Annotated in this window: 21 protein-coding genes; 3 read left to right on the top strand and 18 right to left on the bottom strand. The window is 36.2% G+C overall.

What is annotated here, in order from left to right; translation table 11 throughout:
• Positions 1-102 precede the first annotated feature (102 nt).
• The 3 genes from JFU18_RS25345 to JFU18_RS25335 all read right to left on the bottom strand — a co-directional run bounded on the left by JFU18_RS25345 (position 103) and on the right by JFU18_RS25335 (position 2,885).
• The gene (locus JFU18_RS25345; RefSeq protein ID WP_201031571.1) at positions 103-1,035 is read right to left on the bottom strand and encodes a nucleoside hydrolase; all 933 of its coding nucleotides are present in this window, start codon (positions 1,033-1,035) and stop codon (positions 103-105) included.
• Positions 1,036-1,169: 134 nt separating this feature from the next.
• Positions 1,170-2,603 (bottom strand): sodium/pantothenate symporter, encoded by a 1,434-nt coding sequence (gene panF / locus JFU18_RS25340; RefSeq protein WP_002087740.1) that lies wholly within the window; start codon positions 2,601-2,603, stop codon positions 1,170-1,172.
• 3 nt (positions 2,604-2,606) lie between these two features.
• Positions 2,607-2,885: a YhdT family protein gene (locus JFU18_RS25335; protein WP_002014357.1), complete on the bottom strand. Its 279-nt coding sequence runs from the start codon at positions 2,883-2,885 to the stop codon at positions 2,607-2,609.
• Between the two features lie 272 nt (positions 2,886-3,157).
• Between JFU18_RS25335 and dhaS the strand changes: the two genes are divergently transcribed.
• Positions 3,158-4,642, top strand: a complete 1,485-nt coding sequence (gene dhaS / locus JFU18_RS25330; protein ID WP_002014355.1) for an aldehyde dehydrogenase DhaS — start codon at positions 3,158-3,160, stop codon at positions 4,640-4,642.
• Between the two features lie 50 nt (positions 4,643-4,692).
• Here dhaS and fabG read toward each other — a convergent pair whose 3' ends face one another.
• Positions 4,693-5,433 (bottom strand): 3-oxoacyl-ACP reductase FabG, encoded by a 741-nt coding sequence (gene fabG / locus JFU18_RS25325; RefSeq protein WP_002137674.1) that lies wholly within the window; start codon positions 5,431-5,433, stop codon positions 4,693-4,695.
• 133 nt (positions 5,434-5,566) lie between these two features.
• Between fabG and JFU18_RS25320 the strand changes: the two genes are divergently transcribed.
• Positions 5,567-5,716 carry a YfhD family protein gene (locus JFU18_RS25320; protein ID WP_002066466.1) on the top strand — a complete coding sequence of 50 codons (150 nt, stop codon included), beginning with the start codon at positions 5,567-5,569 and terminating at the stop codon, positions 5,714-5,716.
• 74 nt (positions 5,717-5,790) lie between these two features.
• On the opposite strand, the gene JFU18_RS25315 is transcribed toward JFU18_RS25320, so the two are convergent.
• The 8 genes from JFU18_RS25315 to JFU18_RS25280 form a co-directional block, all read right to left on the bottom strand.
• A complete protein-coding gene (locus JFU18_RS25315) occupies positions 5,791-7,644 on the bottom strand; it encodes a terpene cyclase/mutase family protein (protein ID WP_201031572.1) in 1,854 nt (617 codons plus the stop codon).
• 102 nt (positions 7,645-7,746) lie between these two features.
• On the bottom strand, positions 7,747-8,172 hold the full coding sequence (locus tag JFU18_RS25310) for a divergent PAP2 family protein (protein WP_000447809.1): 426 nt from the start codon (positions 8,170-8,172) through the stop codon (positions 7,747-7,749).
• Between the two features lie 80 nt (positions 8,173-8,252).
• Positions 8,253-9,194, bottom strand: a complete 942-nt coding sequence (gene rarD, locus JFU18_RS25305; protein WP_085312093.1) for an EamA family transporter RarD — start codon at positions 9,192-9,194, stop codon at positions 8,253-8,255.
• A 105-nt stretch (positions 9,195-9,299) separates the two neighbouring features.
• On the bottom strand, positions 9,300-9,548 hold the full coding sequence (locus tag JFU18_RS25300) for a DUF1294 domain-containing protein (RefSeq protein WP_000871335.1): 249 nt from the start codon (positions 9,546-9,548) through the stop codon (positions 9,300-9,302).
• 73 nt (positions 9,549-9,621) lie between these two features.
• Positions 9,622-9,756 carry a hypothetical protein gene (locus JFU18_RS25295; RefSeq protein WP_002014348.1) on the bottom strand — a complete coding sequence of 45 codons (135 nt, stop codon included), beginning with the start codon at positions 9,754-9,756 and terminating at the stop codon, positions 9,622-9,624.
• A 57-nt stretch (positions 9,757-9,813) separates the two neighbouring features.
• Positions 9,814-13,176, bottom strand: coding sequence for a tubulin-like doman-containing protein (locus JFU18_RS25290; RefSeq protein ID WP_002087746.1), 3,363 nt, complete (start codon positions 13,174-13,176; stop codon positions 9,814-9,816).
• Between the two features lie 83 nt (positions 13,177-13,259).
• Positions 13,260-15,356: a vWA domain-containing protein gene (locus tag JFU18_RS25285; protein WP_201031573.1), complete on the bottom strand. Its 2,097-nt coding sequence runs from the start codon at positions 15,354-15,356 to the stop codon at positions 13,260-13,262.
• A gap of 274 nt (positions 15,357-15,630) precedes the next feature.
• Positions 15,631-15,966, bottom strand: a complete 336-nt coding sequence (locus tag JFU18_RS25280) for a hypothetical protein (protein ID WP_201031574.1) — start codon at positions 15,964-15,966, stop codon at positions 15,631-15,633.
• Positions 15,967-16,103: 137 nt separating this feature from the next.
• Between JFU18_RS25280 and JFU18_RS25275 the strand changes: the two genes are divergently transcribed.
• A complete protein-coding gene (locus JFU18_RS25275) occupies positions 16,104-16,493 on the top strand; it encodes a hypothetical protein (RefSeq protein ID WP_201031575.1) in 390 nt (129 codons plus the stop codon).
• 38 nt (positions 16,494-16,531) lie between these two features.
• On the opposite strand, the gene JFU18_RS25270 is transcribed toward JFU18_RS25275, so the two are convergent.
• The 6 genes from JFU18_RS25270 to JFU18_RS25245 all read right to left on the bottom strand — a co-directional run bounded on the left by JFU18_RS25270 (position 16,532) and on the right by JFU18_RS25245 (position 25,541).
• The gene (locus JFU18_RS25270; protein WP_201034207.1) at positions 16,532-17,251 is read right to left on the bottom strand and encodes a class I SAM-dependent methyltransferase; all 720 of its coding nucleotides are present in this window, start codon (positions 17,249-17,251) and stop codon (positions 16,532-16,534) included.
• A gap of 83 nt (positions 17,252-17,334) precedes the next feature.
• Positions 17,335-19,029 carry a peptide ABC transporter substrate-binding protein gene (locus JFU18_RS25265; protein ID WP_002167846.1) on the bottom strand — a complete coding sequence of 565 codons (1,695 nt, stop codon included), beginning with the start codon at positions 19,027-19,029 and terminating at the stop codon, positions 17,335-17,337.
• 417 nt (positions 19,030-19,446) lie between these two features.
• Complete coding sequence (locus JFU18_RS25260) at positions 19,447-21,162, bottom strand: peptide ABC transporter substrate-binding protein (protein ID WP_197236428.1); 1,716 nt, start codon at positions 21,160-21,162, stop codon at positions 19,447-19,449.
• Between the two features lie 280 nt (positions 21,163-21,442).
• Positions 21,443-23,140, bottom strand: coding sequence for a peptide ABC transporter substrate-binding protein (locus JFU18_RS25255; RefSeq protein ID WP_078203405.1), 1,698 nt, complete (start codon positions 23,138-23,140; stop codon positions 21,443-21,445).
• Between the two features lie 347 nt (positions 23,141-23,487).
• Positions 23,488-24,525: an LCP family protein gene (locus tag JFU18_RS25250; RefSeq protein WP_002142691.1), complete on the bottom strand. Its 1,038-nt coding sequence runs from the start codon at positions 24,523-24,525 to the stop codon at positions 23,488-23,490.
• Between the two features lie 17 nt (positions 24,526-24,542).
• Entirely contained in the window at positions 24,543-25,541 is a 999-nt protein-coding gene (locus tag JFU18_RS25245) for an anti-sigma factor (protein WP_088290908.1), read from the bottom strand.
• Between the last annotated feature and the right edge of the window lies 1 nt (position 25,542).

Below are 25,542 nucleotides of genomic sequence, written 5' to 3'. Positions count from 1 at the left end.
TATTGTGTAACTCTTCTCTATTTATCTCTTAAAAACAAAATAATGGAGATGATTGTTTAAATAATCATCTCCATTATTTTAACTTGTATGCTACTATTATGTCTACGTCATAATTTTCACAAAATCCTCTAGAAACTTTTTATAATGTAAAGACCAGCCAATTTTAACCCAATTTTTCAACGCTTTTGCTTCAGGTTGCGGGCGAAAATCAGCGATACTTTCCCCTTTCGCAACTCCAACCGTATCTACATCAACACGACGATACACGTAATCTAAAAGAGATGGATTTGCCGCTACCATCATTGTAACAACGTCATGTACTGGACTACCTGTTATTTTGGGATTTAACTTTTTATAAGCTTTATAATAATACGTAAATATCGGTTCGATTAACTTATTAAAACTTGTTTTAGAGTTTTTCGTAATGTATTTCACCATCTCCGTTGTAATAATCGCTTCTGATGTAACGTTAAGCGGTATTAATGTCACATTTTTTGCATTTTGCATAACTAATTGTGATGCAATTGGGTCACCATGAAAATTGGCTTCCGCGACTGGTGTAACATTTCCGGGCATTAAAAAAGCTCCGCCCATTATATAATATTCTTTCACATACTTCATCATTGGTTTTTCTAAAATAAATGCCGTCGCTAATGTTGTTGATCTGCCGGCATCAACAATGATTAGTTCTCCTTTATATTTTTCAATGATATCGAAAAATGCACAAAAAGGTTTAATATTGGGAGAAAAAGTTTTAGGAGGCTTAATAGGTCCCAAACCGTCTACCCCATGAATTTCCGGATAATATGTTACAAACTCCCCAGATAAAGGAATTTTCGCTCCATTAATAACAGGTATATCTTCCCGGCCCGCCATTTGCAATAAATACGCCGCATTACTCGTCGCCTTTTCCTGCGTTACATTCCCATATCCTGTTACTACTCCAACAATATCAATATCAGGATGCAATAATCCATACATAATTGCTAAAGAGTCATCAATTCCTGGGTCTCCTAAAAATAATATTTTTTTCATAGACCTCAACTCCATCCCATCAATTGTTATTACTTTATGAATACATGACGGAATACAGAATGAAAAAGATAAATTTTGTATAAACAAAAAACGTAGGAACTTCATATTAGAAGTTCCTACGTTTTTCTATATTTTTATGCTACCTTTTTCATCGTAACCATACTACCAATTATATAAGAGATAAATGCAAAGCAAATCGGGAAAACAACTGTATGTATACCGAATGGATTAGGGTAGCAAAGGTGAATAAACATATAGGAACCTACTCCAACTAAAATAGATGCGAGAGCTCCAGTTGCATTTCCTTTTTTCCAATATAAACCTAACACAATCGGCCAAATGAACGCTGCTTCTAAACCACCGAAAGAAAATAAATTTAACCAAATTAAAAAGTCTGGTGGCTTAATAGCGGCAGCATATACGAGTAATCCTACGATACCAGTAATCAATAGGCTACCTTTCTTTATCGTACTATCCGCGGCATCTTTATTTATGTAGTTCACATATATATCTTTAATAATTGACGAACTTACAAGTAATAATAATGAGTTCACAGTAGACATTATCGCTGCCATTGGTGCAGCTAAGAAAACTCCAGCTAACCAAGGTGGCAACACTTCCATCGCGAGTAGCGGCATTACTTTATCTGGTACCGTTATGCCTGGAAGGACTACTCTTGCAAACACACCTGTTAAATGCATACCAATCATAATTGTACCGACGACAACCGTTCCAATGATTAATGCTTGGTGCATAGCTTTTGAATTTTTATAAGACATAGCACGCACACTAATTTGCGGTAATCCAACGACACCAATCCCAATTAAAATCCAAAATGATGTGACATATGATTTCGTTAAACTTCCATCCGCTCCGAACGGTGTTATTAGATTCGGATTAATTTGAATAAGTTCCTGCATAATCTTTTCAACTCCGCCACCAGCAATGACAGTAGCAATTAAAATGATTGTTGTTCCGACTAACATAATGATTCCTAATAACGTATCTGATAAAGCGACTGCACGAAATCCACCAATTAACACATACACAAGTACAGAAAATGTAAATAAAAATAGTGCCGTTGTGTAGGAAAGTCCTGTTAGCGACTCAATTAATCGTCCACCGCCAACCCACTGGGCTACTGTTGCTGAGAACAAAAAGATTATAATACATAACGCAGAAAGAACAACTACCGCTTTATTATTGTATCTGCCCTTTAAATAATCAATAAGCGTAATTGCTTCCATCTTTCTAGCGATAATAGCAAACTTTTTACCAATAACCGTTAAAACGATATATCCTGTTACAACTTGAATCGCTGATAACAGCACCCATCCAAGACCCATATTGTAAGCAATACCAGGCCCGCCGATAAAGCTACTTGCACTACCGTACGTAGCAATCATCGTCATAGCTAATAATAAGCCACCAAGTTCACGCCCACCAAGAAAATATTCTTGTAAAAATTTATTATTAGCGGTTGCTTGTACACGTCTTGATGCATATACACCAATTAAAAACACAACGATAAAAGAAATTATCATTGGGATTATTACATACCAATTCATCTATCATTCCTCACTTTTTTCTTCCTCATCGAGTGAAATATCTTGAAATAAAAAACGAACAACTAAAATAAGCAAAATAACCATTACGATAAATCCAACAATACAGCTATAAAAAAACCATGCTGGAAAACCTAATACATATGTATATTCACTCGGATCCTTACTTCCAAGCCCATAGGCAAATCCATACCATATTATAAAATTAATAATAGCTAATCCAAGACCAATTAACGCTTCTCTATGGGCAACTCGAAAGCGCGGATCATCATGATAATTCTTCATTTTCCCCCTCCTCTCACGATGTATAATTGTACCACTGTTTTTCTAGTTTTTCCTACTAGAAAACAAAAACGCGCAGGATTTTTTGTAATTATATAGAATACAATGTTTCATTACATATTTTTTACAATTGTAACAAAAATGAAATTTGAATTTTCAGCGTTTTTTATTTATGATTTTAAGTAGAGGCTTTTCATCTAGTTCCCACATCCTTGATTTCAGAATAAACGCCGTCTCGTACTGCGTTTAAATTATATTTTCAAGGGGGTTATACAATGAGTCAACTAGCTGTAAATCTTCATGAAAAGGTAGAGAAATTTCTTCAAGGAACAAAGAAACTATATGTGAACGGAGCGTTCATTGAAAGCGCTTCCGGAAAAACATTTAAAACGCCTAACCCAGCAACTGGTGAAACACTCGCTATCGTTGCTGAAGCTGGTCGCGAAGACATTCATAAAGCTGTGGTAGCTGCTCGAATGGCTTTCGATGAAGGTCCTTGGTCACGCATGAGCACCGCTGAACGCAGCCGTCTTATGTACAAGCTCGCTGATTTAATGGAAGAGCATAAAGAAGAGCTCGCACAGCTCGAAACGTTAGATAATGGAAAGCCAATCCGTGAAACAATGGCGGCAGACATACCACTTGCAATTGAGCATATGCGCTATTATGCTGGCTGGGCGACGAAAATTGTTGGTCAAACAATTCCTGTTTCCGGTGATTACTTTAACTATACACGCCATGAGGCTGTTGGTGTCGTCGGTCAAATTATCCCTTGGAACTTCCCACTTCTTATGGCAATGTGGAAAATGGGAGCTGCGCTTGCTACAGGATGTACAATCGTTTTAAAACCTGCAGAACAAACTCCACTATCCGCTCTATATTTAGCTGAATTAATTGAAGAAGCTGGATTCCCGAAAGGTGTTATTAATATCGTTCCTGGATTCGGTGAATCAGCTGGACAAGCACTTGTTAATCATCCACTCGTTGATAAAATTGCATTTACTGGTTCTACTCCAGTCGGTAAACAAATTATGCGACAAGCATCTGAATCATTGAAACGTGTTACTTTAGAGCTTGGCGGTAAATCACCGAACATTATTTTACCAGACGCCGACTTATCTCGCGCGATTCCTGGTGCACTTTCTGGTGTTATGTTTAACCAAGGACAAGTATGCTCTGCTGGATCACGCCTATTTATCCCAAAGAAAATGTATGATAATGTCATGGCTGATCTCGTCCTCTATTCTAAAAAACTAAATCAAGGTGCCGGTCTTAACCCTGAAACAACAATCGGTCCTCTCGTTTCCGAAGAACAACAAAAACGTGTAATGAGCTACATTGAAAAAGGGATTGAAGAAGGCGCTGAAGTACTTTGCGGAGGAAGTAATCCATTCGATCAAGGCTACTTCGTTTCTCCTACAGTATTCGCTGACGTAAATGACGAAATGACGATCGCAAAAGAAGAAATTTTCGGTCCAGTTATTTCTGCAATACCTTTTAACGATATTGATGAAGTGATTGAACGTGCAAATAAATCACAATTCGGCTTAGCGGCTGGTGTGTGGACAGAAAATGTTAAAACAGCACACTATGTTGCAAGTAAAGTACGTGCTGGTACTGTATGGGTAAACTGTTATAACGTCTTTGATGCAGCATCTCCATTTGGAGGATTTAAACAATCCGGTCTTGGCCGCGAAATGGGATCTTACGCGCTGAACAACTATACAGAAGTGAAGAGCGTTTGGATTAACTTAAATTAACGAGAAAGAACCTGACCTACTCGGTCAGGTTCTTTTCATTATGTATTCATTTACACTTGCAACCCACCGCTCACATTTAATACCTCTCCTGTAATGTAAGACGCATACTCTGATGCTAAAAAGGCAGCTGCGTTTGCAATATCTTCCGGCGTTCCGATTCTTCCAACTGGAATCGCTCCAACCATTTTCTCTTTTACTTTATCCGGTATTGTTTTTGTCATATCAGTATCCATAAATCCTGGACAAATCGCATTACACGTAATACCAAAACTTCCAACCTCTTTCGCTGCTGTTTTTGTTAAGCCTACAACCCCTGCTTTTGTAGCCGCATAATTTGCTTGTCCAATATTTCCTTCCCTACTAATAGAAGAAATATTAATAATCCGCCCATACCCTTGTTGCCTCATATAAAGAAGCGCTGGCTGCATACAGTAAAAAACGCCAGTTAAGTTCACTTGTAATACTTGTTCCCAAGCTGATTTCTCCATCTTATGTAACATTGCATCTTTTGTAATCCCAGCGTTATTCACTAAAATATGTAATGTACCAAATTTTTGCACCGCATATTCAATTAACGACTTCGCTTCATTTTGATTACTCACATCACATCGATATAAACTCACATCATACCCTTCATCTGATAATTCACGTGTCGTTTCTTGTAGCTTCTCTTCATTTACATCACTAATTAATACTTTAGCCCCTAGTTTTGCAAAAACTCGTGCGATTTCTTTTCCAATCCCCTGCGCAGCACCCGTTACAACAGCTGTTTTCCCATTCAACAACTCCATCTCTATCCCCCATTTCTATTAGTTATATTGTATATTTCGGCTCTATGCTTTCCAAATCCTCTTTGTATAAAAAAGTCTATTTGTGTCAAACTAACTTTGCAACGCCGCATAAAACACAAGGAGATTGTGTCGAATGAAAAAAAAGAATGTAAATCGAAACAAAGCTGCCGATGGCATTGATGTTGAGTTCGCTCGCGAACTCGCTGACCACAATGACTTAGAAGCAAACGCACGTGCAAATGCCGCTGATGCACGTCAAAAACGCCAATCAACAGAAAAATAAGGAACTACAACGTTCCTTATTCTTTTCAACAGGGACCTACTACCCATCAAAATAAACCGAGAGTATCTCTCGGTTTATTTTCTATATTTCTTTACGTAGTGCGCTAAAGCAAGTAACGGATATATATGCCCATAACTATGATAGCGAATATAAAAGCCCCCCGGTAACCCTGTACCAGTAGGATATTTTTCATTCATAGTAGACTGCGCGAGCAAATATGAAATTCCTTTTCGAATAATCGGTGTTTCTTGATCGTAGTAAGAAATGAGTGCATCAAGTGCCCACGCTGTTTGTGACGGCGTACTAAAAGGTAAAGAAATAAATTTTTTCTCTACACTACTTTGACAGGATTCTCCCCACCCTCCGTCTTCATGCTGCAAATGTTCGAGCCATGAAGCTGCTTTTTTCAACGATGGATGAGTAGAAGGCACTCCTAATGCACGTAAGCCTGTCATCGTTGCCCATGTCCCATATATATAACATATCCCCCATTTTCCATACCATGATCCATTCTGTTCCTGTACATCCATTAACCATTTGATAGCTTTCTTTTTTTGCTCTTCAAGCAATTCATTCGGTGCATACGTTCCAAATAATTCTAACACCCTACCTGTAATATCTGGTGTGGACGGATCGGTTATCATATCACTCGCATTTTCAATCGGCAAATTCGATAGTAACTTGCTCGTTACCCCTCGTTCAAAAGCTCCCCAGCCTCCATCATTGTTTTGCAATCCTTTCACCCATTCCACGCCTCTTCCCCACGCATCATCTACTCTATCATTCCCTCTACTTCGCGCTAACGCTCTAAGGGCAGCTGTAGTATCGTCTATATCAGGGATCGTCGTATTAACATCTGAAAATCCCCAACCGCCAGCTACAAGTGATGATGCATGTACGCTCCAATCTACCTTTTTAGTTTGTTGTTTTTGCAATAAATACTCCGTCGCCCTTTGAATCATCTTATTTTCATTTGTAACTTTAGCTTCTTGCAATGAATAGCTAAGTAAAGCGGTATCCCATACGGTAGAAGGAGAATTTTGCAAATGACTTCCTCTGTCCATCTTCCATATATAAGATTTTAATCCTGTCACAGCTTTCTCAATAATTGGAGACTGAATAGAGTGCCCTAATGCAAGCAAAGCATAAATCATATAAAACGTAGCACTCGCGTAACTATATAATGTTCCATTTTCATCTATACGCTCCTTCATAAAGCGCTCTACTTCTTCGTATCCTTTATGATGTAACGATAATGGATAAGATATTACCTTTTTCACATCACCTAAAAACGATTGAAACAGCGGAGACCGCTCCTCTCGAAACCATTGCCCACCCCTGCCTGCAATATGATTTAAATTTGGCAATAACTTTTTCTCTACACGGAATCTCTTATTCATACAAATCATCATCGGAATTAAATGTATACGCGCTGAGCTGCTTAGCCCAAATATACTGAGGGGGGAGTCATCTTGTAAAAATAATATTGGTGTTGGAAAGTGAAAAAGCGCAGGAAATTCATATTCTCCATGAATTGCTAGTAAAAATTTCGTCATAAAATGGGCACGAGAAACTCCCCCGTGTTCCTTAATAAACATTTCAGCTCGCCTCATATTCATAGCTTCTTTCGAATATCTTTCCGAAGCAAGTAAAGCAGCATATGCTTGAATCGTCGCGGATAAATTCCCTCCCTTTTCATCTTCGTATAATTTCCAAGTCCCTTCATTTGTTTGAAGAGATACTAACCTTTTCACAAACGGTTCTATTTCGTCATTTCGCCCTAATAATTTGAGTAAAAAAATCATGTGACAATCCGTTAGCAAAGCTCCTTCAAAACAAAATTGCCACGTTCCGTCTTGCCTTTGCATCGTTTGAAGTGCAGTCGTTCTCCGCTCTATCTCCTCATGCACTTTGTCATATAGTAGCACACCGCTCACCCACCCTTTCTAAGTCCGTATACGATATTCGAAAACTCATCTAAATATGTATGAAAACAAAGAAAAGCAGAACGTGTATTACACACATTCTGCTTACAAACAATACCCAACCCCGACAACAATTCCTAATAGTGCACCAACAACAACTTGATACGGTGTATGTCCAACGAGCTCATTTAACTTTTTATATTCTGTTTGTCTACCATGAAAAAAATCATTCAATATTTTCGCTTGCTTACTTACCGCAAGCCTTACTCCTGAAGCATCGTACATAACAATAATGGCAAAAATAGCGGCAACCGCAAATATTGGACTCTCGACACCTTCCACCACTCCGACACCTGTAGCAAGTGCAGTAACAGTCGAAGCATGCGAACTTGGCATTCCACCTGAAGCAAAGAACTTAGCAAAATCAAACTCGCCTGTTTTTATTAATTTAAAAACGACTTTCGTTAACTGTGCTAAAAACCAAGAAATTATAGCTGCTATAAGTGGATCATTATGTAAAATTGTTTCCATGTTTTTCAGCTCCTCACTGACTATAATGGAATTTCTATATAATATAAGTATAAAGAAAAATGCGTAGAAAATACTACGCATTATGATACTTTTGCTGATTTATTTTTAATAAATTTTGGTTGCTTCTGTAGTAGAAACTTTGTTTTCGCCATTGAAAAGACAAATAAAGCAATCCATATACAGAAAAACGCAATCATATGAGTAGATGTGAAATGTTCACCAAAAACGAACACACCTAAAATTAAACTAATAGTCGGCGCGATGTATTGTAAAAATCCTATCATATAAAGCGGAATAAGTTGTGCCCCTTTAGCAAAATAAAAGAGTGGTAACGCTGTAACAATACCTGCCCCTATTAAAAGAAACGTTGATATTGCCGAAATAGAACCGAACGAACCAAAGCCATGAACTCCTGTCATAAACAAATATATAAGTGCAAATGGCGTCACTAACATCGTTTCCATCGTAAGCCCAATTGTTGCATCATAATTTAATAATTTTTTCGTTAATCCATATAATCCAAATGAAAAAGCAAGTGAAAGAGAAACCCATGGAATTGATCCGAAACGTATCGTTAAAATAACAACGCCCAATCCAGCTAAACCAACCGCAATATATTGCCAAAAATTAAGCTTCTCTTTTAAAACAACTGTACCAAGTAAAATACTTATAAGTGGATTAATATAATACCCAAGACTTGCTTCGATTACATGGTTATGATTTACGGCCCATATGTATACAAACCAGTTTCCACTAATAAGTACCGAAGCGATTGTTAATGACATTAATAATTTAGGTCGTTTAAAAAGGGCCACTAACTCCCCACCAAACTGACGAAACCTCTTCGTTACTCCTAAAACTAACAACATAAAAACAAATGCCCAAACGATGCGATGCGCTAATATTTCATCTGCCGGTACTTCCTCCACCCATTTCCAATAAATCGGAAGGACTCCCCACATCGTATACGCACCTGCTGCATATATAATCCCCTGCTTTTGCTCTGCTGTTTGACTCCCCATCTTCCTTTTTCTCCTCTTCTCTTTTTTTCTTCATTATAAAGTCTCACATACTTACTTTACCAATATTCAATCTGCATTTCTTTCGACATTCCTCTTGCAAATCCTTTATATGTATAAAAACACTCCTACTGTTATAATAACGAGCACTGGAATACCGAAGACAAATTTACTTTTATGTGTCTTATGATGAAACATATACATACCAATCCAAGCGCCAACCGCTCCTCCAGCTGCAGCTGATAAAAACAACGTACTTTCTGGCGTTCTCCACTGCTTTTTCTTTGCTTTTCGCTTATCAAGCCCCATCATACTAAATGCTATAACGTTAATAATAATAAAGTATATCCATTTCATCTTATTTTCTCCCTTAAAAAATTCGCTTTATTGTAACACGAAAAAACCACGCAGGCGAGTAGCCTGCATGGTTTTATAATTCAGTCTCTTGATTTTCTTGTTCTTTCTGTTCTTCCATTTGTTGTTCAGCGATTTCCGCTGAAATCATTCCATAATAAATTTCTGGATATAATCCAAATATTTGATATACACTTCCTAAAAATGGCATCGGAATCCCTCATTTCTAAAGTTGTATTGTCATTCTTAAGGATTCCCTTTTCACTCATTATACATTCGTTTTTGGCACTTCTTCTTCATCGGGAACATGTAATATATTTTGCCATTTTTTATAAGGCGCACTATTTGGATCCACATACCCTTTCGCATATGAACGATCCCACAATTGTTTCATAAACATCTCTTTCTCTTTCTTCGCAACCATATCTGCACCTGTTCCGTAATAGTTTTGGAAATACAGCTCAATTTCATCAAGGAATAGCCTTAACAAATCGTCAGATGTTTCTTCTAACGTCGGGTCATATTTTGCCTCACGGTCATACATTAAAATCATATCTAAAATATTATGAACATGCTCTTTACGGAGCCATCTTATATCTTGAGCGCCTAATACAAATGCATGTGTATATAAATGTCCACCTTGTATCATTGCCTTTTCTTGTTCTTCTTCAAATCGTGACAAGATGTTTTCATAAATAAACGGATTATGAAGCAATGCTCTGTGCAACTTATAACTTTCACTTGAAATATTTTTCCCCATCGACTGAATTAAAAAGCTACGGCCAACACCATTATATTGATACACGAATTGTCCATCAACAGCAACTAAGCTAATCCAGCGATACATATACGCGTATAGAAGAGCACGATTACATTTGTCGTAATCTAACTTCGTTTGCGTTGCATTCAAGTCTGGCATAAAGGCTGGTAAGTGCCAATATTTATCTAAATGCGGCGTCAAACTAGATTTTTTACTATTTAATTTGTTCACGCGGCGATAATACGATTGAAAATAATCACCTTTATCGTTCATAAAACCATTCGCAATATGTCCAGATGAAAGCTTAGGAAAATCTTGTAGCGATAATCCGTAATGAGCACGATAACAAATCACTTCAAATGGTGAAAACGCCTCGTTTACCGTATCTTTTTCTTTAAACATTTCTTGCAATAACTCTTCTTGCAATTCTTGTTTTAAAGAAGGATGTACGCCCCAATATTGTAATTCTCTATGATGAGAAACTTTCGGAACGAACGGACTTGCTAAATGGAAAAGATCTTCAATTTTTTCACGAACGTATTCATCACGATCACGCTTCTTGAAATCTGCTTCTTTTCGCAATGCTTCAACGATATTAAGCTCTAATTTGTCACGATAGCGCACTTGAAGTTCGTCATAACAATAACTCAATATATGTTCACGATAGAAGTCTTCCACCTTTTTCGACTGAATTTCTTCGGCTTTCGCATCACGACAATATTCCCCGTACAAGCTCATATAAATTTCGGACGATATATCTTTCGGTAATACACCTAAATTTAAATGTTGCTGCATATCTTGCCAAATCTTTTCTTGCAATTTCTCTTCAGCTAATACGTATACATTCGTCGGGTTCGTTTTCCCCTCAAATTCCTTGCTTCGCTTTTGGATTTCAAACAATAAATTTTCACGTGTTTCGTATAAATTATCAAAGAATCTTTCCCAATATTGAATCATTTTATCAACTGCTTGGTATAGCGATTGATACACGAGTTCTAACAACATTTCTTTACGATACTCACTTAATTTGTGTACGTACTGCGTTACAATATCTTCAAATTCTTTTTTAAACAAACGCTGCTGATTATTAATCATTTTTCCAAACCAGCCTTGTTGCTGCGCAATTTCAACGCGGCGAACAGCCGTTACAGTTCCATCAATATTACTCACATTAAATTTCTTATCATAGTTTTGAATTAAATTACGCTTTTGTTCATTATTTTCATGTAGTCGATTCATCTTCTCTACTAACTGCTTACGAATTTCATACAGCATAAAACGTGCTGCAACTGGATGAACTGGATCCGTTTTCTTTAAAAACCATGTATTTAATTGGTAAGACTGTCCTTCTGAGCCACTCGGTGTAAAGCGGTCTGATTCGATCATGTCATATAAAAGGGTAGTAACATGCTCATGTACACGGCTCGGAATGGCATAAGCATATAAACGAACCGCATGATCAACTCTCGCTACTTCCCCCTTCATTTGTTCCATCATTTTAAGCTTCGCAGCCGATATTTTGCACTCATGCTGCAGGCGGTTTAATTCCTCATCTTTTTGCACTGTACGGTGTACGTAACTCTCTACAGCATCTAAAAACAATTTTGATTTTGCAACACCGAGCTTACCACCCTCTGCCCCTTCACGTGTTTCATGGTACATTTGTCTATAAAAAATATGAGCTTGTTCTGGCCGAGTAGCAAGATGCTCTAAGTCTTCTAAATAACTTTTCCCGCGCTCTGGCTTTTCACGCTGCATACCACGTTTGACATCTTGGTCGTATCTTTGCTTTTTTTCTTGAAACAGTTGATCTAAATGAAGCCAAGATTCATCTAAACCTTGCACCGCCCATTTTAAAGCACAGTATTTCAAAACGTGCTCATACGGATAAATAAGTTTTGCCGTCCCTGCTCCGCAATATCTCCCTTTCCCACTCGATTCTGCCAATTGCTGAATTTGATTATCTTCTTGGGCAAAATGATTTGCAGACATTGGACTAAATAACTGTAAATAAATCGTATTTGCCATTTGCTCCATATAATCCGATAAATTGTGCAAATGGTGCCCATGTAAATTTTCATAATCATATAAGAAACAATAATTGTACGGTAAATGATGCTGCTTTATCGTATGATTTGTTCTTCCATCTTCATCCACTTGATCAGGACGATATTCTAATTCAATCGTTACGCCGCCTCGTTTTGATAATTCCCCAGTCGACCCAAGCGTAATAGCGTGCAACTCTTTTAACGATGCATAACCATTCGCTTGCACAGTTTCAAACTCTTTCGCACTAACCGTTCTCGTCTTAACTAAAACATCTGGCATTAAAAACGCACCGCGAATTAAAATGTTATGATGCTGCAATTTTTTCCGGAGCATTTCACGCAAATATAATGCGATTTGTAAAAACATCCCTGAGCCTGTTCCGCCAGCTAGTGATGTTACAATAATGACACGTACACCATATTCGGTCTGATCACTTGTAACTGGAAAAATCTTCTCGATTTCTTGCCAAAACGATGTGAGTTTATCTTCTTTCATCGCAGCACGTAACGCTAACCGTGAAATGACGCGTAACTGTCCGGCCCCTTCTGTTAACGGTTTATCAAGTATAGTCGGGTCCATCGGAAACCACTCTGGAATCGTTGGATCTCCCGCAATATACTCTCTCGGTGTTTTACTCGAGCTCGTTTGCGTCTTAAACTTCCGAATATGATCAAATTTACTCAATGTATTCACATCTGTATCAAATACATGCATCGCTACCTTTTTACGACGCTCCTCAGGTAATCTTTCATATATTTGATGTGTGACAGTACTACCGATTCCACCTAAGCCAATTAAAATTGTTGGAACTTGTAATGTCATGTGAACCACCTTCCTATTCTTGCTTGTTTGAAAAGAAGAATAAAGAGAGCCGGGCCTCCTCCGCCCCTCTTACACCCTATCTACTATTCACATTCGTACCGGTAAATCTCCTTACCATATCCTCTATCAATTACTAAAAGTTCATTTGGATACAACGTCTTATGCTCCATTCCTACCTCTTCCTCTGTTATAAACATCCCATCAATAATCATCCCAACCACTTGCGATTCTTTTGCTACAAATATAGATTTCGATCCCTTTTTCGCTATTAATGTTACAGATTGCACAGTCTTTCTTTCTGCTCGGAATGGAATGCCAAAATAGTGCTTCCACCATTTATTTTTAAGTAACTCTGGTTCAGATTGATAAAGCCAATCTTTCGCTACTTCTTGATCCCATTCGTAATATAGTAATGCTTTCCTATGAAATCTCGGACGAACAATCCATCCTAAAATAATAATTCCTACTATTAAAAGTAATAAAGTGATAGGAATTACAAATTTAAAAACGAGCGCATACTTCTCAAAAAAAGGCGCATTTTCAATGTGCAGTACGATCTTTTCCTTTACTTCTTGTAATGTTGAATCATTGATCGTGATGGTAGCCTCTACGGTGCCGGTATCTGTAAAATTGAATGTGTCGGAGTAATAAGGTCGAGGATAAACATAAACTTGACTACCATGCTGTTTTAATTCATAGTTGATCGATTGATTCGATGTGACACCAGTAGATTTTAATAGTTTCTTTACAGCCTCTTCTGTCATCGGTTTACCATTTAACTGTGGCTGTAAAATAAATGGTTTACTATTTTCTAAATTTGTTACCTTTTCTTCATAATCTTTCGTAACAGCTTGAAGTGTTAATTTTGGTTTTTCAGCTGCTTCAATCTTGAATTCTTTCGTCTGTCTATAAAATCCCTTTATATTCATATGGACTTTCCCGCGTACTAACTCTTTACCAACTTTTGTCTCGTAATAAAACACATGTCTTTTATCATCCCACTTCATCGGATACTGCTTTCCGTCTATTTCTACTTCTGCTTCAAAATAAGAAGTTTGAATTGGTAATTCAGTAGGTTTCGCTTCAATAACAGCTGTCACACCTTCATACATTTTCTCAACATTTTTTCTATCTTTATCATCTTTGTCATACGTAGAAACAGTATAGTTAAGCGCTGGTTCAACAAGTACTTGTAATCCCTCTTTCTCAATGTCCTGATCCACTTCTATCGTATATGTCCCTGGCTTAATCACTTCCTGATTCGCTGTACTTACATGCACTATATTTCCGAATAATTTAGCTTCTCCTGGTGCATGTATGGAAAAAGAAGACTGCAATTGTAACGGTTTGGAAAGTTGCATAACTTTATAATTAGACAAAGAAGGTGATTGTCGTACAAGCGTCATACGCTTTAATGGAAACGGTGTTGTAATCTCTACTTTTTTCCCTACTATTTTCGTTTTGACAATCGATTCAACAGAAGAAAATGGATCACGATTTGCAACTAATGCTGCCACTTGATTCACACTTTGTACAATACCATCCTCACCGCTAGACGGCATGACAACTCCATTCATTTCTGTTTTCCAAATCTCTTTAAACGTATTTAACTGCTCTTTTTCTTGCTGCCCTAAATCCTCTTCCATCGTGATTAAGACTGGGTGCAAAGAGATCTTTTTAGAATCCATCTCTTTCTTAAACTGTGCTAACTTCTGTGTAATTTGTTCTTTTCCGCCAACCTTATCTTTCTCCAAATCATTAAATGCCCCGTCAGTTAATACAATAAGCCAAAATTCACGTTTCCCATCTATATCTGCTTCCTTCTTTATAGATTGCATCGCCGTTTCTACTGCGCTAAATGGAGTATTTAAATATGTTTTCCACGCGCCGATTCCATTAATTTCTGTTTGCCTTTGATCCTTTGTTAACGAAATGTTTAATGGAGCATTCGGCTTACTCATTGGAACGTAAGAAAATTTATCTTTCTCATCTAATAGCGCAACTAAACTTTGCAAGGCGTAATTGGCATACTTCCAGCGATCGTTATTTCTCATGCTGCCCGAATCATCATATACAAGTGAAACGACCCTTTCCTTTGCCTCCTCTCCTTTTGCAAAAACTGAAAAAGGTAAACATATAAATAGAAACAACATGAACGTGGCACAAATTCGAATTTTCATGATGAGGCTTCGCCACCTTTGTAGACAAATTCCTATGTTTAAATTTATGAGGGGAAACAAGATATATGACTTGTATTTTAGGACAACAGTTCACAACAATTACATTATGTAAACAAAAATGAACTACTCTCATATTTTATTTCGAGTTTTTTCCTTATTATATATCTGAAATAACGCATAGCTTTCATACTTTTCCCGCTATAAATTCCACCATTAAAGTTTGATTTTCTTTTCAATACAAAAAATAAAGAGCACGCTATAATTAGCGCACTCTTTACTTCTTCACATACACTTCGACAATCGGATTTTCCTTTTGATCTGCATGTAAACGTATATTCTCTTCACCCGTATTATAAATGCTAGCTACCAGCATAACTGTTAACAAATTAGGGATTTTTCCGTCACTCCCATATTTTCGTTCAAGAGCTTCTGTATACTCGAAATCCAAATCACCCTGCACATATGTATACACTTCAAAACCATCTTTCAAATTACATACGACCGTATCAATAATATCCGCCCCTACTTGTTTCTTCATTTCCCCTCGCAATGCTTCAATAAATTCTTCCCAAGGGACTTCATACGTCTGAAATTGGTCTGTAAATTTCATTTCTCTTCCTCCTCGTTATGTATCCTGTTCGTATATTTCCCCTTTCGTATAACAATTATGAGAGATAGGTCATTCGTACAAGCCGCACTTGTCCTGCTTACATATCGTATTACGGTAATACGGAAGGAGGAAAGAACATGCATAGAAAAAGATGTTATGATACATGCCAACGTTATTTCGGTAAAGTTGTTCGAATTGAAGATCGGGATGGTCGCATTCACTTAGGCAAAATAATCGATGTAACAAACGATTCTGTTTGGATTGAACCAATGCAACAGCGCTCATCTTTTGATACAGGATTTGGATACCATGGCGCATATTCAAACGGCGGATGTGATATTTGCGGCGGTCTTAGCAGATGTGATAACTGTGGATTTGGATGTGGTGGTGGATTCGGTGGTGGATTCGGTGGCTGCGGATGTGGCCGTCGTGGTTGCGGCGGTTGTGGCTTTGGCGGTGGCTGGGGCCTTGAACTCGGATTTGGCTTTATTTTTGGAATTACTTTGGCTGCATTATTTTTCATCTAACATAGTAAAGAGTTGACTATCTTTAGCCAACTCTTTTTCTATTTTTCACATATAAAAATCCGATGCCCTAAAATATGTTGATACATAAGCAGTACTTGTTCGTGTTTCACCCACGCCTCATACAATTCTTCTGGAATAAACGGTGATACATTCCACTCTGGCTCTTCCACATGTCCTGCAACTGTTTCTGCAATAGTTCCGCCACCCGCAATTGTAATTCTTTTAAAATTTGCTGCTTGAAATAAATGAATCCACTCATTCTCAGTTAATAATTCTTTCATGCCATATAATTGGGCAATTTTTTCTTCCTCACTCTTCTCAATATGTGTATTAATAATCATTTCAATGACAACAAGCTTACCATCCTTCTGTAATACACGATAGCACTCTGAGATAACCCTTTCTTTATCTGTAAAAGCGAGTATCGATTCCCCAAGCACAAACTCAAATGAATCATTTAAACAAGGTAATCGCTCTGCATCACCTTGGATCAATTGTATATTCAATCTTTCAAACAACCATCTATCTTTCGCTTTTTGAATCATAATTTCATTCTTTTCAATCGCTGTTACTTTATAACCGAATTCTTTTGTCATGTAAGCCGCTGTTTTCCCCGTACCACAACCTATCTCAAGGACATCCGCTCCTTGTTTTAGAGGCAGTTGTGCTAGCAATTGTTTTGTTAACGTAAAACCACCAGGATGAGCACTTCCTATTCCGTAATAAGCTAAGAAATCGATGTAAGTATTTCGTTCCATGGGATTCTCCCTTTTTTATTTTATATATTCAAGGAAGAAAGAAAAGTGCATAGAAAAAAGGGCGCATCACGCGCCCTCTCAGCTTATTTTTCCTCACCGATATATGCCCATTTGTAGCTATAATCTCCACCAACTGGGTGGTGAACAATACCTTTTACTTTTGCTCTTTGAACGATAGCATCACCACGTTGATATAATGGTGCAATTGCTGCATCTTCAAGTAACATTTTCTCAGCTTTCAGTAAGCTATCCCAACGCTCTTTCGTTTTCGTTAATAGCTCGCCTTTACCTTTTTCTACAATTTCATCATATTTCGGATTTGAATATCCAGTTTGGTTATGAGGTCCGTTTGTAACGAACATATCAATGAATGTCATTGGGTCTAAGTAGTCAGGCCCCCAACCAGCGTAAGATAAATCATAATCTAGATCTGATTCTAATTTTAATTTTTGTTTAAACGGCTGATTTTTCAAATTCACTGTTAATCCTGGTAAATTCTTCTCAAGTTCTCCTTTTAAGAATTCTCCTACTTTTTTCGCACCATCACCATCATAATTTAATAATTCTACTGTTACTTGATCTTTTCCAAGCTCTTTTTTCGCTTTTTCCCAATGCTCTTTGGCCTTTTTCAAATCTGTTTTTAAAATATCTCCATTTTCTTTACGGAAGTCTTTTCCATCTGGACTCTTCGCAAATTCTTTTGGTACTAAGTAATCTGCCGGTGTAGACCCGTCATTTAAAATAACATTCGTTAAACCTTTTTTATCATACGCCTTTGCAATCGCTAAACGTAAATCTTTACTCTTTAACACTGTATCTTGCCCACCACGTTTTTGGTTTAAACGTAAGAAGTAAGTTGACGGTGTTTTTTGTGTAAAGAAATCAGGATTTGATTTATATTTGTCAACAAATTCAGATGTAAGTCCTGAACGATCAATTTGTCCACTTTCATATAAGTTTACACGTGTACCGCTATCTTTTACTACGTTAAAGTTGATTTCTTCTAACTTAACTGTTTTATTATCCCAGTACTGTGCATTTTTCTTTAATTTCCAACCTTCTTCATGTTTCCAGTCTGTTAATGTAAATGGTCCGTTGTATAACGTTGTATCTGATTCCAAACCATACTTTTCCCCTTTTTCTTTTACGAATTTTTCATTTAACGGATAGAATGTCCCGAATGAAGTTAATTCAACAAAGTAAGGAACTGGATTTTCTAATTCTACTTCTAATGTGTAGTCATCTACAGCTTTTACGCCTAGCGTATCAAGCTCTGCTTTTCCTTCATTAATTGCTTTTGCATTTTTCACATCAAACATAATGTATGCATATTCCGCTGCTGTATTTTTATCTACCGCACGTTTCCAAGAGAATACGAAATCTTTCGCTGTTACAGGCTCTCCATTTGACCATTTTGCATTTTTATTTAATGTAAATGTATATTTTTTACCATCATCACTCTTTTTATATGATTCAGCAACCCCTGGTGTTGCTTTATTATCTTTATCCAGTCGATATAAACCTTCCATTACGTTGTTTAAAGCAAGAAACGATACTTGGTCTGTCGCTTTAGCAGAATCCATAGATGGAATCTCTTGGCTCTCTGTTAAATTCAACACTTGCTTCGCTGCTAATTTTCCGCCTTCTTTTTCACCGCTTTTTGGTGTTGTGCTTGCCTTATCTTTTTCCCCTGATCCAGAGCAAGCTGTTAATGCCATACTCATTACTAGAACTGGTGCTACAACCGCTGTTAATTTTGTCATCTTTTTTCTCTTCATTTTTTTGTACCCTCCCCAATTATATGTACGATATTAACATTTAGAGATTCTCTATTAACTTTCGTTATCAGAAAATTCTTATTAATTAATATTCTACTGTTTTTTCGAGTTTTGTAAAGTAGTTTTGTAAACTTTCTAAATATTTATTTTTTTATGATAGTAACTTGTTGTTTTAACTACTATATGAATTATCCCCCGTCTACTATATGTAAACATATCTCCTCTTATTCTTCGCTATTGCTAAGTTCTATATTTTTCTTATAAAAATGATATCACTAGCTATTTTATTGAATCCCTTCTACTATTCCTACAGTAGAATTTTAAAAGTGACCTCAAAATTCCCATGTGTCTTATTCTCATATTCATACAAAAAAAGCATTTCAAAAGCATATTAACCACTTTTGAAATGCTTTCATATTATTTCTTTCCGCCATCCTCAGTTACATACGCCCACTTAAAGCTATATTCTGGACTAATGTTGTGTTTCACAATTCCTTTTACATTTGGCTTCATTACATATGATCTTCCTGTTTGATATAAAGGAACTAATCCTGCATCTTCTTCAAGGAATAATTTTTCTGCTTTTCCTAACGTTTCCCAACGCTTCTTCGGATCAGACAGTAATTCATTACCTGCTTTTTGTACCATTTCATCGTATTTCGGGTTTGAATAACCCATTTGGTTATACGGGCTCTTCGATTCAAACATATCAATAAATGTCATTGGATCCGAATAATCTGGGCTCCAACCTGCAAACGAAACTTCATAATCTTGCGCTGACTCTAATTTTAATTTTTGTTTGAATGGCTGAATTTTCGTGGTAACTGTTACACCTTTTAAATTTTTCTCAATTTGATCTTTAAAGTAATCAGCAATCTTTTTCGCAGTTCCATCATCATAGCTTAGTAATTCGATTGTAACTTGATCTTTTCCAAGTTCTTTTTTCGCTTCTTCCCAAGCTGCTGCGCCTTTTTTCACATCATATTTCAGACCATTTTTAAATGTATCTTGATAATCTTTACCATCCGGCCCTATCGCAAGCCCTTTTGGAACCAATTGATCCGTTGCTTTTGATCCATTATTTAATATAACGTTTGCTAAACCTTTTTTATCAATTGATAATGCGATTGCTTCACGAAGTTTTTTGCTCTTTAACGGTGTATCTTGTCCGTTACGCTTTTGATTTAAACGTAAGAAGAACGTACTTGCTTCTGAATACTCACCATATTCATCTTTGTTCGATTTATATTTATCTACAAATTCTCCTGATAATAATGTAAAGTCAATCGATCCTGTATCATATAAATTTACTTTTGTAGCCACTTCTTTTACAACGCTGTAATTAATTTCTTCTAATTTCACAGTCTTATTATCCCAATACTTATCATTTTTCTTCAGCTGCCAACCTTGTTCATGTTTCCACGATTCCATTACAAATGGCCCGTTATACAATGTTGTATCTGCTTCTAAACCGAATTTCTCTCCTTTTTCTTTTACGAACTTTTCATTTAAAGGATAATATGACGGGAATGCTAATAAATTTAAGAAGTACGGTACCGGTTTTTCTAATTCTACTTCTAGTGTATAATCATCTACCGCCTTCGCTCCTAATTCAGTTCCAGGTTTTTCTCCTTTATTAATCGCTTCTGCATTTTTAATATAGTAAGCAATAAATGCATATTCTGCCGCTGTGTTTTTATCAAGTAAGCGCTGCCATCCGTATACGAAATCTTTCGCTGTTACAGGATCTCCATTTGACCATTTCGCATCTTTACGCAGTTTAAACGTATATTTTTTACCATCTTCGCTTTTCGTACTTGATTCTGCAGCAGCCGGAATAGGCTTATTATCTTTATCAAGACGATATAATCCTTCCATTGTGTTCCCTAAAATTTGTGCCCCTAACGTATCAGTAGATTTAGAAGTGTCCATCGTCGGAATTTCTTGATTTTCCGTACGATTTAATACTTGCTTCGCTGCATATTTAATATCAGCTTTTTTTTCTTCCCCACTATTAGATGTAGTAGTCGTTTTCTTCTCCCCACCTGATCCAGAGCACGCTGTCAATGCAACACTCATTGCTAAAACTGGTACTACAACCGCTGTTAACTTTTTCATCTTTTTTCTCTTCATTTTTGTACCCTCCCTAATTATATGTACATTACCAACCCTTGAGAGACCCCTTGCTAACAATTAATTTTCTGAAAATTATAACTAATATTATTCTACTCTATTTTTCGTATTTGTAAATAGTTTTATTTTAAATATTCTGATTTTTATCTTCATAAATTAGTATGATTTATCCCCCATCTACTATATGTACATACTATACGCCTTATTCTTCTCTATTTAACTGAGCTAAAAAAAGCATTTCAAAGTAGATAAGCTACTTTGAAATGCTTTTTTAACTCTATTATTTTTCAGTCACGTATGCCCACTTAAAGCTAAATTCTGGACTGATATTATGTTTTACTACACCTTTTACATTTGGTTGTAAAACATAAGAATCCCCACGTTGATATAAAGGTACAATCGCTACATCTTCTTCAAGTAATGTTTTTTCAGCTTTTCCTAACTCTTCCCAACGTTTCTTCGCATCGCTCATTAATTCAGTACCAGCTTTCTTCACCATTTCATCATATTTAGGATCTGAGAAGCTCATTTGGTTATGAGAATGCTTAGACTCAAACATATCTAAGAATGTCATTGGATCTGCATAATCTGGATTCCAACCACCGTATGAAATATCATATTGTTGCTCAGATTCTAATTTTAGTTTTTGCTTAAATGGTTGAAGTTTAATGTTAACTGTTACACCTTTTAAGTTTTTCTCAATTTGGTCCTTAATATATTCTCCAACTTTTTTCGCATTACCAGTATCGTAGTTTAAGAATTCAATTGTAACTTGATCTTTACCAAGCTCTTTTTTCGCTTCTTCCCATGATGCAGCAGCTTTTTTAGCATCTGGTTTCAAACCATTTTTAAACGTTTCTTGGAAGTCTTTACCGTCCGGTCCAGTCGCTAATCCTTTTGGAACTAAGAAGTCAGCTTCTTTTGATCCATCATTTAAAATTACGTTTGCTAAATTCTTTTTATCAACTGATAGTGCAATTGCTTCACGCAATTTTTTGCTCTTTAATGGTGTATCTTGTCCATCACGTTTTTGGTTCATACGAATGAAGTACGTGCTCACTTGTGAGAATGTTCCGAATTCATCTTTCTTATTTCTGTATTTATCTACGAACTCTCCATTTAATAAAGCAAAGTCAACTTGACCGCTATCATATAAGTTAATTAGCGTTGCTGCCTCTTTTACAACACTGAAGTTAACTTCTTCAAGTTTTACAGTCTTTTTATCCCAATATTGATCATTTTTCTTTAATTGCCATCCTTGTTCATGCTTCCAATCTTTAAGAACGAACGGTCCGTTATAAACTGTTGTATCAGACTCTAAGCCGAACTTCTCCCCTTTTTCTTTTACGTATTTTTCATTTAATGGGTAGTACGATGGGAATGCTACTAAGTTTAAGAAGTACGGTACTGCTTGCTCTAATTCAACTTCAAGCGTAAGATCATCTACCGCTTTCACTCCTAATTCAGCGACAGGTTTTTCTCCTTTATTAACCACTTCTGCATTTTTAATTGGGAATGCGATAAATGCATACTCAGCAGCTGTTTTTGGATCTAATAGGCGTTGCCAAGCATATACGAAATCTTTCGCAGTTACTGGATCACCATTTGACCATTTTGCATCTTTACGTAGTTTAAATGTATATTTTTTACCATCTTCACTTTTCGTACTAGATTCTGCCGCAGCTGGAATCGGCTTATTATCTTTATCAAGACGATATAACCCTTCCATCGTATTCCCTAGCATTTGTGAAGATACTGTGTCTGTTGATTTAGAAGAATCCATCGTTGGAATCTCTTGTGTTACTGTTCGATTTAAAACTTGTTTTGCCGCTAATTTTTCCCCTGACTTACTATCTCCACTTGAGTTTGTGCTTGTCTTTTTATCTCCGCCTGATGTAGAACATGCTGTTAATGCCATGCTCATTGCTAAAACCGGTACTACAACTGCTGTTAGTTTTTTCATTTTTTTCTTTTTCATTTTTGTACCCTCCCTAATTCTAAACGATAGCTATTTAAGAATTTTCTGATAATTCTGTTTTTCTTTATATATTTATCAGACGATTCTTACTACTTCTTATTCTACTAATTTTTTAAAATTTGTAAAGTGTTATTATTGAAAATTGTTAAAAAATTATTTTCTTACAGTAATATTCATAAAAATTCCATATAGTTTTTTAACATCATTTATTATCGTTACATATACACTAATTTAATAGTGTTAATGATACTTTCCAATAAATAGACTGTAGATTGTCGTTAATAAATAATGTATATTCTAGAGATCTCTTTCCTACAAAAACAAAAAAAGCAGATATAACATCCGCTTTAATTTCCCTCAATTTGCTTCTCACTTAATCCAAGATGTGTTCTGAGTGTATTACTCAAATTTTGCAAGTCTTTTTTATTAGGATTATAATAATATACACGCTTCCCATTTGGGCCATTTGGTAAATATAAATCATCACCGTTCAGTTGAATCTTCTCAACTGAACAATCTAAACCATATTTATAAAAAGATAAAATATCATCCAATGCTAAATTTGTTTTAAAATCGCCATCGACGGCCTCAACCATTTTCTCCAGTTTTGTAATAGACCCTACACTTTTTAATTTACTTAAAATCGCCTCAATAACAAGTTGTTGGCGCTGTCCCCTCATTGCATCACTATCAATATGACGAGTTCTCGCCAAAGCAAGTGCTTCTTCTCCCGTTAATTTTTGAACCCCTTTTTTCAAGTGAATCGTATCAGGTTCATCTTTACTATTTTGTTCAGTAAATTCAACCGGGACATCTACCTCAACACCATCGAGCCCATCGACAATTTTAATAAATGACCCAAAATTAAATTTCACAAAATAATCTACCGGTACTTGCAACAACTTTTCTACTGCCTCAACAGAAGCTTGTGGCCCTCCATCCTTTCCGTTTTTAACGAAACCACTTCCATATGCGTGTGTTATTTTATCTTTTTTCTTTTCGATTGGAACATATGTATAAGTATCTCTTGGTATACTGGTTAATTTCACTGTCTTATCTTCTTTATTAAACGTAGCTAACAATAATGCATCCGTATGAAATGCACCATTATAGCCCTTTTGCCGTTCTTGATTTTCATCAATCCCCATAATTAACATTGAAACGTTGTGTGTAATTGGCTTTACAGCTTTCTCACGTAAATTTGATTTTTCACCACGCGATAAGTTCAAATTAGATTTTTGTACGAGATTAGAAGTTTTCATATATACATAAGCACCATACCCCACTCCGCCAAATAGTAATACTCCTAACAATACACTTATGATCGTTGTCTTTTTATATTTTCGTTTATTTTTCTTTTCTCTTGAAGGAGAGGTATTCTCCATATAGTTCCCTCCGTTTTCTATTCATCTAATATGTTTTTCAATTTTTCATAATTAGTGCTATCCTTTTGAAATACATTCTCTTTCAATCCTTTGTTTATTTGTATCCATTCAGTCGTAATCGAATATTGAATCATACCTTCATGGAAACTAAGGAACTTCAACATAATCCCCGTATTTTTCTCTACAACCATTTCAAATTTCCCACTCAAATCTTCAGATGTACTTACAGGCATTTCTATGTTTATTACCCCTTCTATTTTGTAGCAATCGAGTCCAAGATACTTCGTTTCTTTATAACTCCAATCTTTATATCGAATTAATAGATCAGCAAATTCTGATTGAATACTGTACTTAGCGAATCCCACATATTCGTCATCATACCGTTTCTTCTCACCTGATTTTCTCAACAACCTTTCCATAGGGCTTAATTTTAATAGTTCATTATTTCTTTTTTTAGGGATCCATCTCGTCTCTTTATACGTATTATTCTTATCATTAAGCTCTTTTTTTCCGTCCTCGTTATAAATAATCGTGCTTTTTTTCGATAGTTTGTCTTCTTTAGATGAAATACCACTTTGTTTCTCCGTATCAATCACATATTTATATGTTGTAGCAATTCTTGTAGAGCTAGAATATTCTTCGAATTGCCCTGAAACATTTTGGAAATGATCAATTGAATCAAGCATCTTTTGATGAATCTTCTCCTTATCTGGATGATTGACGTTCGACTTTATTTCTTCTTCATTCTCATAATCAGAAAATGCATTCTTCTTTACGTAATTAAACATCCCTCCATTTTGTGCAAAGCTCTGTATAGAAAACTCAGACATAGATACAATTGATAGCGTTAGAACAGCGGCACTAATAAACATCATATGTACTCTATAACTCTTTCTTTTTACAGGAAGATTATGAAGTGTATCATTAATTTTTTCATTTAGTGCCTGTGGCAATACGGTATTATCCTTTTCTATTCTCTTTTTTAATTTTTCATCAAATGATTTTTCTTTATCCATT

This window comes from Bacillus sp. TH22 (assembly GCF_016651015.1).
In the GTDB taxonomy this organism is placed as follows: Bacteria; Bacillota; Bacilli; order Bacillales; family Bacillaceae_G; genus Bacillus_A; species Bacillus_A mycoides.
The sequence above is the reverse complement of the archived record's forward strand: the minus strand, read 5'-3'. Positions and strand labels throughout refer to the sequence as shown.